The following is an 11842-nucleotide window of genomic DNA, read 5'->3' as shown; positions in this document are numbered from 1 at the left end:
GGGAGCGTCCAGCCGAGGAAGACGTTGTTCTCGGGGAGGTACGGGAAGAGCTTCACGGTGACCTCGGTTATGAAGCAGAGGGCGCCTTCGCTGCCGATCACGACGTGGCGGATGTCCGGGCCGGCCGCGCGGCGCGGGACGTTCTTGATCCTCGTCACCTCTCCCCCCGGGAACACGGCCTCGAGCCCGACCACCATCTCCTCGATCCCGCCGTACAGGGTCGAGAACTGGCCGATGCTGCGCGTGGCGACGAGACCACCGATGTGCGCGACGGGCTTCGACTGCGGGGAGTGGCCGGTGGTGAGTCCGTGCTCACGCGCGCGCTCCTCGAGCACGCGCAGCGGCACGCCGCACTGGCACGTGGCCTGCATGTCGTACGGGTCGATGCGGATGATGCGATCCATCCGCGAGCCGTCGACGACGATCGAGTCCGGGACGACCGTCTCGAGACCCCCCTCGGTGGCGGTGCCGCCCGTGCGGGGGACGACGTTGACGCCGTGGCGCTCGGCGAACGCCAGCACCGCGGCGACCTCCTCGGTGCTCCCGACCATGGCGACCGCGGCCGGCGGCGGCATCGTGTAGGTGCCGAAGATGCTCTCGAGCTTGCGGAAGTTGTCGATGCTCCGCTCCGCGAGCACGCGCGGGTCGGTGACGACGTGCTCGGGGCCGAGGATCCGCTCCAGGCCCTCGACGATCGCTTCTCTGCTCGGTGGCATCGTGTCGCCCTCCCGCGCGTGGTGCCGTCAGTGGAAGATCGCGTAGGAGCGCTCGAAGAGCGCGTCCGTAGCATCCCGGATCCGGCCGTACACCGTCTCGTCCATCCGCCGGTAGAGGGCGCCCGTCTCGGGATCGGGGTCGAACGACTCGCGGTCGTGGGTCATGGCCGCCGCTGCGGCCTCGATGTCGGGATACAGGCCTGCAGCGGCGGCGGCGCAGATCGCGGCGCCGAGGCTCGCACCGCCGCCCGCGACGCTCCGCGACGCCCGGATCCCGAAGCAGTCCGCGACGATGCGCATCGTCAACGCGCTCGCCGCGCCACCACCCGCGACGACGACCTCGTCGAGCGCGATCCCGAGCTCGTCGCACATCGCGTCCACGTTCTCCTTCATGGTCAGCGCGATCCCCTCGAGGATCGACCGATAGACGTGCGCCCGCGTGTGCCGCGCGTCGAAGCCGAGCATCACCCCCTTGCGGTACGGCCGGTCCGTGGGGGCGAGCCAGTCGAGCACCGTCATCAGCCCGTCGCTCCCTGCGGGCACGGTCTCCGCCTCGCGCTCGAGGTACTGCTCGCGTGAGAGCCCGAGCGACGTCGCGCGCTCCTCCAGCTCGTCGCCGAGGAGGTCGAGGAACCAGCTCAGCGTCCACATGCCCCGACGGACGCCGTGGCTCTCGTAGAGGTAGCGGCCGGGGATCGACGCGAAGTTCGTCCAGAAGGCCGTCGGTGCCCGGTGGTTCTCGCGGCCGTGCACCATCGCGGCGATGTACGTCCCGAGCGACAGGAGCGCCGTTCCCTCCCCGAGCGATCCTGCTCCGAGCGCCTCGACCGCCTTGTCGTTCGCGGTCGCGACGACCGGTGCTCCCGCCGGGAGCCCGGTCGCCGCCGCGGCGTCCGCGGTGACGGCGCCGATCACGTCGCCCGGGAGCTGCAGCTCGAACAACGCCTCGCGCCGCAGGCCGAACCGTCCGTAGAGCGCCTGGTCGTCGCTCCACTGCCAGGTGTCGGTGTCGATCGGCCACTGCAGGAGGATGGAGTTGGCGGCGGTGTCACGACGCTCGCCCGTCAGTCGGTGGCCGAGGTACCCGGACGAGGTCGTCGCGTACGCGACCGTCGGGTCGTCGGGGACGTACGGCCGGTAGGCGCGGTCGTCCATCCAGCTGATCACCGGCTCTGCAAGCGAGCCGTCGGCGTGCAGGAAGGCCTTGCAGCACCGGATCGTGCAGAGCCCGATCGCCGCGATCTCCCCGGGGTCGCCCGCGAAGGCCCGCATCGCCTCGCGGCTCGCGGCGGCGATCGACACCCAGAGGTCGTCGTCGGGGTGCACCGCGACACCGTGGCGAGGCCTGCTCATCGGCCGCAACGCCTGCGTCCCCTCGGCGACGACCGACCCGGCGGCGTCGACGACGACGACCTTGGAGCTCTGCGTGCCCACGTCGATGCCGACGAGGTACGGGCCCGCCCGCACCCCTCGGCTGACCCCGCTAGCGGACGAGGTAGCCACCGTCGACCGAGAGGACGTGCCCGTTCACGTAGTCCGAGGCGGGGCTCGCGAGGAACACGACGGCGCCCATCAGGTCGGCCGGCTCTCCCCACCGGTCGGCGGGGATGTGCTCGAGGACGCGGCGGCTCGCCTCCGGGTCGCTCCGCGTCGCCTCGGTGATCGCGGTCGCGTAGTAGCCGGGCGCGATCCCGTTGACCTGGATGTTGTGCCGCGCGAGCTCGTCGCAGTAGGCCTTCGTGAGCCCGGCGATGCCGTGCTTCGTCGCCGCGTACGCCGGGGACAGCTGTCCGCCGAGGAACGTGAAGACCGAGCAGACGTTGACGATCTTCCCGCTGCGCTGCGGCACCATCCGCTTCGCCGCCTCGTGGCTCATCTCGAACGCCGCGGTGAGGTTGACGGCGACCGCCGCGTCCCACATGGAGCGGTCGAACGCGAGGACGTCGGCCAGCGGGCAGACGCCGGCGCTGTTGACGAGCACGTCGACCGACCCGAACCGCTCCACGCACGCGTCGACGACGAGCTTCGGGACGCCGGGCGCGGTGAGGTCGCACTCCACGAAGGCGTAGCCGACCCCTTCGGCCTCGATCAGCCGCCCAGTCGCACCGTCGTCGTCGGCGATGCTCGGCACGAGGACGTTGGCGCCCGCCTTCGCGAGGGCGAGGGCGAACGCCTGGCCGAGGCCGGTGTTCCCGCCGGTGACGATCGCGTTCTTCCCGGTGAGCGAGAAGAGGTCGGTCGTGAAGTCCGTGATGTCCATGGTGCCGCGAGTGATCGCAGGTCGTGGTGGCCCGGAGCCTACTCGCCGCTGTAGAAGGGGTTCCGCAGAGCGTCGCGGTCGGCGACGAGCCGCGCCGCGGCCTCTGCGTCACGACCCTCGACGCACATGCCGATCGCCTTGCGCACCGCCGTGCGCGCGGCCACGCGCACCGCCGTCTCGTCGTCCGCCCGTGCGTCGAGCCAGATCGCGACGAGGACGATCAGGTCACCCGACGCCTCGATCAGGCCGTCGGCGACGGCATCGAGCACTGCCTGGCCGATGCCGAGCTGACCCGGCCCCCACGTCATCGTCTCGAGGTGCTCGGTGGTCGCCGTCGTCTTGTTCATCATCAGGGTCGGCGGCCAGATCGGCTCGTAGTCGGGCTGCGTCTCGCCGACGCAGCAGAGCACCGGCGAGTGACCGGGTGACGGGTGGGCGAACATCGAGATCGCCGCCGCCGCCGTCGGGCTGCCGCGCCGCGCGAGCACGACGTTGACGTGGCAGCCGTTCGGCGAGAGGCCGCCCCACCCCTCGCCGATTCTCCCGTCCAGCTCCTCCAGGTTCATGGCGTCCCTCCGTTCGTCGTGTCGAGCGACGGGTCGAGCACGACCCGCAGCGCCTCGCCTGCGTTCATCAGCGCGAACGCTCGCTCGGCCTCGGCGAGCGGCAGCCGGTGCGAGACGAGGCGGTCGAGCGGCAGGCGGCCGGACAGGTACACGTCGGCGATGCGCGGGAAGTCCCGCTCGGGCCGCGCCGAGCCGTAGATCGAGCCCAGCACCCGCCGCTCCAGGCGCGGGATCGACAGCGCCGGCAGCGGGACGACCGTCTCCGCCCGCGGGATCCCGATCAGCACCGCCGCTCCCCGACCCCGGGTCGCGAGCACCGCGGTCAGCATCGCCTCGCCGCGCCCGGTCGCCTCGATCGCGTAGTCGACACCGCCCCCCGACGCCTCGCGGATCGCCTCCGCCGTGTCCTCGGGGCTGCCGGCCCACGCGACGCCGGAGGCGGCGCCGAGGCTCCTGGCGGTCTCGAGCTTGGACGGCGTCGCGTCGACCGCGATCACGGGCTCGGCACCGACCGCCACCGCCGCCATCAGGGCGGAGAGCCCCACGCCGCCGCAGCCGATCACCGCCACCCGGTCGCCGGGGCGCACGCGGGCCGTGTTCCACACGGCGCCGACCCCCGTCGTCACCGCGCAGCCGATCAGGCTGGCGACGTCGAACGGGACGGCCTCGGGGAGCCGCACGCACGAGCGCTCCGGGACGACACAGGCCTCGGCGAAGGTCGACAGGAAGCAGTAGTGGTACACGGTCTCGCCGTCTCGCGAGAGGCGCGACGTCTCGTCCATCAGCCCACCGGCGCCCATCACCGGCCAGATCGTCGAGCAGAGCTGCGGCAGGTCGCGGAGGCATTCCGCGCACGCTCCGCAGGACGGCGTCCACGACAGCGTCACGTGATCGCCGACCGCGACCCGGGTCACGTCGGCGCCGACCGCCTCGACCACGCCCGCCCCCTCGTGACCGAGCACGACGGGGAACGGTGTGCCCGTCGTCCCGTCGACGGCGTTGTAGTCGGAGCGACAGACGCCGCTCGCCCCGAGGCGGACGAGCACCTCCTCCGCCCCGGGCGCGGCGAGCTCGAGATCACCGACCACGAGCGGGCACTCGACCCCCTCGAGCAGGGCCGCGCGAACCTTCACCCGACCGTCTCCGACGCGTTCGCCTGCAGGCGCCGGAGCTCCTCGAGCGGGATGTGGCAGCGCATTGCGTGGTTCGGCTCGACGTCGACGAGCGGCGGCTCGGTCGTCTCGCACACCTCCCCGACCTTGCGCGGGCACCGCGTGTGGAAGACACAGCCCGGTGGTGGCTCGGCGGCGCTCGGCACCTCGCCTTCGAGCTTGATCCGATGCCGCCCGCCGCCGTCGATCGTCGGCACGGCGGAGAGCAGCGCCTCGGTGTAGGGATGGTGCGGCCCGTCGAAGACGACGTCGGCGGGGCCGAGCTCCATCAACCGGCCGAGGTAGAGCACCGCGATTCGGTCCGAGATGTAGCGCACGACACCGAGGTCGTGCGAGATGAAGAGGTACGCGACCCGCTGCTCGGCCTGGAGCTCGACGAGGAGGTTCAGGATCGCCGCCTGCACGGAGACGTCGAGCGCCGACGTCGGCTCGTCGCAGACGACGAGCTGCGGATCGCCCGTGAAGGCGCGTGCGATCGCCACCCGCTGCTTGAGGCCGCCCGAGAGCTGGACGGGCTTCTGGGTCAGCGTCCGCTCGGTGAGACGGACGCGGGAGGCGAGGTCGTGGACGCGTCGAAGCGCCTCGGGGCCGGCGATCCTCGCGAGCTTCTTGGTCGACCGCAGCAGGATGCGCTGGACCGAGTGGCGCCGGTTGAGCGCCGAGTCCGGGTTCTGGAACACGATCTGCAGCGCGCGGAGCTCGTGCGACGAGCGCTTCCGGTACAGGTTCGCGACCGCCTTCCCGTCCAGTTCGACGGCGCCGCTCGTCGGCCCGACGATCCCGAGCAGCGTCCGCGCGAGCGTCGTCTTCCCGCTTCCCGACTCGCCGACGAGACCGAGGGTCTCTCCGGGCCAGATCGCGGCGCTGACGTCGGTGAGCGCGTGGACCGCATGTCCTCGCTGCCGGAAGACCTTCGACAGCTCGTCGAACTTGACGACCGGCCGGGTGTCGCGTTCGACGGGCGGCAACTCGATGGTGGTCGACTCCGCGCGCGGCAGGTCGCGGGCGCGGTCGTGGTGCCAGCAGCGGCTCGTGTGCGCGGCCCCGATCGTCGACAGGGGCGGCTCGTCCGTGTGGCAGCGGTCGTCGGCGAACGCGCACCGGTCTGCGAACACGCAACCAGGGAGGTCGGCGCCGAGGCTGGGCAGGAAGCCGGGGATCGAGTCGAGGCGGCCGCGGTCCTTGCGCAACCCGCCGCGGGGGATGCAGCGGAGCAGCCCGACGGTGTACGGGTGCCTGGGGTCGCGCAGGACCTCGTCGACGGGCCCCTCCTCGACGAGCCTCCCGGCGTACAGCACGCCGACACGGTCGCACATCTTCGAGATCACCCCGAGGTTGTGGCTGATGAACAGCACGGCGGTGTGCAGCTCCGCCTGCAGGTTGGCGACGAGGTCGAGCACCTCCGCCTCGACCGTCGCGTCGAGCCCTGTCGTCGGCTCGTCGAGGATCAGCAGCGTCGGCGACTTGGCGAGTGCCATCGCGATCAGGACACGCTGCTGCATGCCGCCCGAGAGCTGGTGCGGGTAGCGGCCCATCACGGAGCCCGGGTCCGCGATCTGCACCGTCTCCAGGACTTCCCTGGCACGCTCCCGCGCCTCGCCGCGGGACACGCCGAGCACGGTGAACGCCTCGACGACCTGCGGCCCGACGCGCATCCCCGGGTTCAGCGCGGCTCCGGGGTTCTGGTAGACCATCGAAACGGTGCGCGCGTGATACTCGCGGAGCCCCCTGCCCCGGAGTGCGAGCACGTCCTGTCCGGCGACGGCGACCCTCCCGGAGGTGATCCGCCCGTTTCGCGGGAGATACCGCACGATCCCGAGCGCTGCCGTCGACTTCCCGCAGCCCGATTCGCCGACGAGCCCGTACGAGCGGCCCCGCTCGATGGAGAACGAGACGCCGCGGAGCACGACGCGGTCGATCCCCCGCACCCGGTACACGAGCTCGAGGCCCTCGACGTCCAGCGCCGGGGCGTCGACGGCGAGAGGCGTGGCGGCCGTCACCGCTCGTACACCTCGCGGATGCCGTCGGCGACGAGATTGACCGCGACGACAAGGCTCGCGATCGCGAGCGCTGGGAAGAGCGTCATCCACCAGTACGGGTCGACGAGCGTCCAGAACTGATTGATCTGGGCTGCCCAGTCGGGCGAGGGCGGCTGGACGCCGAAGCCGATGAACGTGAGCGATGCGACCGTGAAGATCGCGTACCCGAGGCGCACGGTGAACTCGACGACCACGGGGGACATCACGTTCGGGAGGATCTCCGAGGTCATGATGTAGAGGGGGCGCTCGCCGCGCAGACGTGCCGCCTGCACGTAGTCGAGCTCTGCTTCCGACAGCACGGCCGCGCGCACCGTCCGTGAGACCACCGGTGCGAAGATGAGGCCGATCACCAGCACCACGACCCACGTGCCCGTGTTGCCGACCGCGGTCACGATCAGGATCGCGGTGACGATCAGCGGCAGCGACATCACGGCGTCGATGAACCGGCTCGCGACGTCGTCGACGAGGCCGCGGAAGTAGCCGGTCACGAGCCCGAGCAGCGTCCCGAGCACGGTTCCGAGGAGCGTCGCCGCAGGAGCGATCATGAGGATGTTGCGCGACCCGGCGAGCACGCGGGAGAAGACGTCCCGGCCGTTCGTGTCGGTGCCGAACGGGTACGCCCAGGTCGGCGACTGGCTCGTCGGCAACTGGTTGTCGAAGATCGGGTCGTGCGGCGCCACGAGATCCGGGAAGAGCGCACAGAACACCCAGAACCCGATCACGATCGTGCCGATGATCACGGTGGGCGTGCGGAAGAGAAGCCGCACGCGCTCCGCGCGTGCCGCCCGGGACTCGGACCTGACCGCTGTCGCCGTCGCTTCGGAGGTCGTCATTCCAGGCTCCCGCCGAACCGCACTCGCGGGTTCAGGAGGGCGTAGAGCAGGTCGGCGACGAGCGTCACGGTGAGGTACACGATCCCGACGATGAGCACGCCTGCCGTCAGCAGCGGCAGGTCCTTCTGGCGCGCCGCCTCGTAGATGAGGCTGCCCACCCCCTGGTAGTTGAAGAGCACCTCGACGACGACGAGTCCGCCGACGAGGTAGCCGATCTGGACGGCGACGACGGCGATCGTGGGCAGCAGCGCGTTGCGCAGCACGTGTCGACGGATCACGACCGACGACGGGAGGCCCTTGAGGTGGGCGGTGCGGGCGTAGTCGCTGTCGAGCGCCTCGATCATCGACGCGCGGGTGATGCGCGCGATGTACCCGAGGAGGACGAGCGTCAGGGTGAACGCGGGGAGCAGGAGGTACTCGACCTGCGTGGCGACGCTGGCACCGGGCTCCGCCTGGGCCGTGACGGGCAGCCAGCCGAGCCAGACGGCGAAGACGAGGATCAGGAAGATGCCGGACACGAACTCGGGCATCGCGGAGAACGAGAGGCCGGCGATCGTGATCGTCTTGTCGGTCGCCCTGCCGTAGCGGAGCGCGGAGACGATGCCGGCGAGGATCGAGAGCGGAACGCAGATGAGGAACGCGACGAGCGCCAGCTTGAGCGAGTTCTTGAGCGCGGGGCCGAGCAGATCGGAGGCCGGCACCTGTTTCGTGAGCGAGGTCCCGAGGTCTCCGTGGAGCAGATCGCCCACCCACTCCCTGTACTGCACGACGACCGACCGGTTCGCGCCGAGCTGCTCGTTGAGAGCGTCGACCGACTCCTGAGTCGCGAAGGGGCCGAGCACCGCCCGCCCCACGTTGCCCGGGAGCACGGTCGAGATCGCGAACACGATCATGCTCAGGAGCACGAGTGTGATAAGCGCGAGCCCGATGCGCTTGAGGACGTAGCGGATCACCGGAAGAGACCCTGGGTCGTCACGCCCCGGCCGGCGGGCGGTCGCCCGCCGGCCGGGACGCGACGCGATGCCCTAGGCGAGCCAGGCCTTCATCAGCCGCACGTGCGAGATCCCCTCGGGGACGTAGTTCCGGAGCTTGGAGGAGCTCGCCGTCACGTAGTTGATGAAGTAGTCCGTGACCACCGGCGTGTCGCGGAGGAGGAGCCCCGCCATCCGCTTCGTCGCCTTCCGCTGTGCCGCGATCTCCGAAGCTGCGAGGTAGGTCCTCGCGGCCGAGTCGAACGCGGCGTTCTTGTAGTGCGACGCGTTCCAGTCGCCGGTCGACATGTAGCACCGCGAGATGTAGATGTTCGGCACCCCGCGGGCGCCGTACTCGGTCAGCGTGCACGTGCGGTTCAGCCACGGTGTGGTCGTGGCGTAGTCCGCGCCGGCAGGCTCGGCGTCGTAGTACTTGCCGACGTCCATGACCTCGATCCCGATGTCGATGCCAGCCTCGCGAGCGTACGCCTGGACGGCCGCCGCGTGGTCCGGATGATCGAGGAAGTTCCAGGTCGTGATGTTGAACTTCAGGTTCTCGGCTCCGGCAGCCTTCAGGAGGTTTCGGGCCAGCTGGACGTTCTGCGTGCGCTGCTTGATCGACGGATCGGTCGAGACGAAGCCCCTCCAGAACGGGTTGTCGTTTCCGACCTGGCCGTCCCGGAGCAGGATCCTCTGCACCTCCTGCGGCCGGTTGATCGCCAGCGCCACGGCTCTCCGGACACGCGGGTCCCTGAGCACGCCTTCGTCCGACCGCATGCAGAGCTGCCGGTGGGCGGCGGTCGGGAGGCTGTAGTACCGGTACTTCGAGTTGTTCTTGAAGACCTGAGCCTCCTGGCTCGAGAGCTGGAATGCGAGGTCGATCTGACCGCCGCGCAGCGCGAGCACCAGCGGCGCAGAGCCTTGGTAGAAGGTGACCTTCACGCCGTCGAGGGGCGGGCTCCCACCCCACCACCGCGGGTTGCGGACGAGCTCCGCGCTCCTCTTGTCGACGTAGTTCTTGACCCGGAAGGCACCCGTGCCGATCATCCCGCTCTTCACCCACGTCCCCGGCTTCGCCGCGATCGACGCCGGCTGGATGATCGCCTGGTAGGTCGTTTGGCTCATCAGGTACGGGAACACGCCGATCGGCAGCTTGAGCCTGAACACGACCGTGTACGGGCCGGCGGCCGACACGCCCGCGGCGTCGAAGTAGGGCGACAGGCCGGCATTGGACGCCTTGTTGCCCACGTACTGCTTCATGCTCGCGACGACGTCGCGCGACGTCATCGTCTGGCCGTTGTGGAACTTGACACCCTTGCGGAGCTGGAACGTCCAGACCGTCGCGTCCTTGTTCGGCTTCCAGCTCGTCGCCAGCCAGGGGAGCACCCTGCCCTTGGCGTCGTTGAACGTGAGGTACTCGCCGGGCATCCCGGCGAAGGCGAGCGACCCGCCCTCGTTCAGGAGGTACGGCTCGAGCGACGCGCCGAACGCCGTGATGCCGACGCGGATCGTCCCGCCCCGCTTCACCTGCTCGAGACGTTGAACAGCGGGAGCCGCGGCGGCTTCACCCACGAGGCCGAGCAGGCTGCCCATGATGCCGGCCGAGATCCCGAACATCGCCCCGCGCTTCAGGAACTCTCCCCGGTCGAGCTCGCCGGCGAACAGCTCGTCGATGACGTTGTTCTCGAGCGGACCCGCCTCGCTGCGGCGGTACTCCTCGATCGCCCTCCTCGTTTCCCTGTCCATCCGTCCTCCTAGGGTTGCAGGCGCTCGCCGAGCGCCTTCACGGATTGAGACGCATGCGGGCACACCACCGTTTGCCCATTCCGGTACGGCCACGCGGCGCTTCTGCACCTGGACTCGTGTTCTCCGATGCGGCCGAGCATGACGGGTTCTCACGCGGCCTGTCAACCTGGACGTCGCTCATGGGCCGTGCCAGCGAGTACGCTCCGCGGATGACCGTCGTCTGCCAGCCGCCGAGGGTCGGTCACACCGTCGGCGCGCGCGGCGCGGGGCGCGCCACGATGCTGTCCCCGTCGGCGCGGTCACGTCTCCGGATCGTGCGACATCGCCCGCAGGCCACCCCTCGCCGGTGAGGGTCACCGACCTCCGGACGTTCCTCGTCGGCAACCCGCACCCGGGGGTCGGCGGCCGGACGTTCGTGCTCCTGAGCCTCACGACCGATGCCGGCGTGGTCGGGGTCGGCGAGGTCTACACGGCGACGTTCCGCCCCCAGGTCGTGGAGCGCATGATCGCGGACGTGTTCGAGCGGCACGTCGCCGGGGCCGACCCGTTCCACGTCGAGGCGCTCTGGCGCCGCGTCTACACGCGCGGCTACACGGGGCGTCCCGACGTCTCGCTCGTCGCGGTGCTCAGCGGGATCGAGATGGCGTGCTGGGACATCATCGGCAAGGAGGTCGGCAAGCCGGTCTACGAGCTGCTCGGTGGTCGCGTGCACGAGCGACTCCGCACGTACACGTACCTCTATGCAGAGGACGACGACCCCGTCGACGTCTACCAGGACCCCGCGCTCGCAGCCGAGCGCGCCGCGGCGTACGCCGACCGTGGGTTCACGGCCCTGAAGTTCGACCCCGCCGGGCCGTACTCTGCCTTCGATCCCCGTCAGCCCTCACTCGCGGCGCTCGACCGCTGCGAGCGCTACGTGGCGGCGATCCGCGATGCCGTCGGGTCGCGGTGCGACCTCCTCGTCGGCACGCACGGCCAGTTCACCCCCGCGGGCGCGATCCGCCTCGCCCGTCGCCTCGAGCGGTTCGACCCCCTCTGGCTCGAGGAGCCGGTCCCGCCCGAGCACCCCGAGCAGATGGCCGGGGTCGCGCGCGCGACCACGATCCCGATCGCCACGGGCGAGCGGCTGACGACGAAGCACGAGTTCGCCCGGGTGCTCGCGACGGGGGCCGCCGCGATCCTGCAGCCGAACCTCGGCCGTGTCGGCGGCCTGCTCGAGGCGAAGAAGATCGCCGGCATGGCCGAGGCGCACTACGCGCAGATCGCCCCGCACCTCTACAGCGGGCCTGTGCTCGGGGCCGCGAACGTCCAGCTCGCGGCGTGCAGCCCGAACTTCCTCGTCCTCGAGGGGATCCTCGACTGGGGCGGGTTCCATGCCGAGATCCTGCGGGCACCGATCGTCTGGGAGGACGGCTACGTGATCCCGCCGACCTCCCCGGGCCTCGGCGTCGAGCTCGACGAGGAGGTCGCCGCCGCCCATCCGTACACCGGCGACCGCCTGCACCTTGAGCCGGCCGACGACCCGGTGTCCGACTAGGC

The 11842-nt window shown here is 70.7% G+C and carries 10 protein-coding genes; 1 reads left to right on the top strand and 9 read right to left on the bottom strand.

Going from position 1 to position 11842, the window contains the following annotated elements; translation table 11 throughout:
• From AC162C_RS04825 to AC162C_RS04785, 9 genes are all read right to left on the bottom strand, one after another.
• Positions 1-716, bottom strand: a 716-nt coding sequence (locus AC162C_RS04825) for an FAD-binding oxidoreductase (RefSeq protein WP_484096563.1), incomplete at its 3' end; no start/stop codon positions are given.
• A 27-nt stretch (positions 717-743) separates the two neighbouring features.
• Positions 744-2183, bottom strand: a complete 1440-nt coding sequence (locus AC162C_RS04820; protein ID WP_484096562.1) for an FGGY-family carbohydrate kinase — start codon at positions 2181-2183, stop codon at positions 744-746.
• 16 nt (positions 2184-2199) lie between these two features.
• Entirely contained in the window at positions 2200-2976 is a 777-nt protein-coding gene (locus AC162C_RS04815; RefSeq protein WP_484096561.1) for an SDR family oxidoreductase, read from the bottom strand.
• Positions 2977-3014: 38 nt separating this feature from the next.
• Positions 3015-3542, bottom strand: coding sequence for a formaldehyde-activating enzyme (locus AC162C_RS04810; RefSeq protein ID WP_462974288.1), 528 nt, complete (start codon positions 3540-3542; stop codon positions 3015-3017).
• Positions 3539-4675: an alcohol dehydrogenase catalytic domain-containing protein gene (locus AC162C_RS04805; protein WP_484096560.1), complete on the bottom strand. Its 1137-nt coding sequence runs from the start codon at positions 4673-4675 to the stop codon at positions 3539-3541. The genes AC162C_RS04810 and AC162C_RS04805 overlap by 4 nt, the downstream gene beginning before the upstream one ends.
• Complete coding sequence (locus AC162C_RS04800) at positions 4672-6714, bottom strand: ABC transporter ATP-binding protein (RefSeq protein ID WP_484096559.1); 2043 nt, start codon at positions 6712-6714, stop codon at positions 4672-4674. The genes AC162C_RS04805 and AC162C_RS04800 overlap by 4 nt, the downstream gene beginning before the upstream one ends.
• On the bottom strand, positions 6711-7586 hold the full coding sequence (locus AC162C_RS04795; RefSeq protein WP_484096558.1) for an ABC transporter permease: 876 nt from the start codon (positions 7584-7586) through the stop codon (positions 6711-6713). The genes AC162C_RS04800 and AC162C_RS04795 overlap by 4 nt, the downstream gene beginning before the upstream one ends.
• The gene (locus AC162C_RS04790) at positions 7583-8539 is read right to left on the bottom strand and encodes an ABC transporter permease (RefSeq protein WP_484096557.1); all 957 of its coding nucleotides are present in this window, start codon (positions 8537-8539) and stop codon (positions 7583-7585) included. The genes AC162C_RS04795 and AC162C_RS04790 overlap by 4 nt, the downstream gene beginning before the upstream one ends.
• A gap of 72 nt (positions 8540-8611) precedes the next feature.
• The gene (locus AC162C_RS04785) at positions 8612-10303 is read right to left on the bottom strand and encodes an ABC transporter substrate-binding protein (RefSeq protein WP_484096556.1); all 1692 of its coding nucleotides are present in this window, start codon (positions 10301-10303) and stop codon (positions 8612-8614) included.
• 346 nt (positions 10304-10649) lie between these two features.
• Here AC162C_RS04785 and AC162C_RS04780 point away from each other — a divergent pair, with 346 nt between their 5' ends.
• The gene (locus AC162C_RS04780; RefSeq protein WP_484096555.1) at positions 10650-11840 is read left to right on the top strand and encodes a mandelate racemase/muconate lactonizing enzyme family protein; all 1191 of its coding nucleotides are present in this window, start codon (positions 10650-10652) and stop codon (positions 11838-11840) included.
• Positions 11841-11842 lie beyond the last annotated feature (2 nt).

It is taken from the genome of Gaiella sp. (genome assembly GCF_057140465.1).
This window is presented reverse-complemented; position numbering and strand designations above follow the sequence as displayed.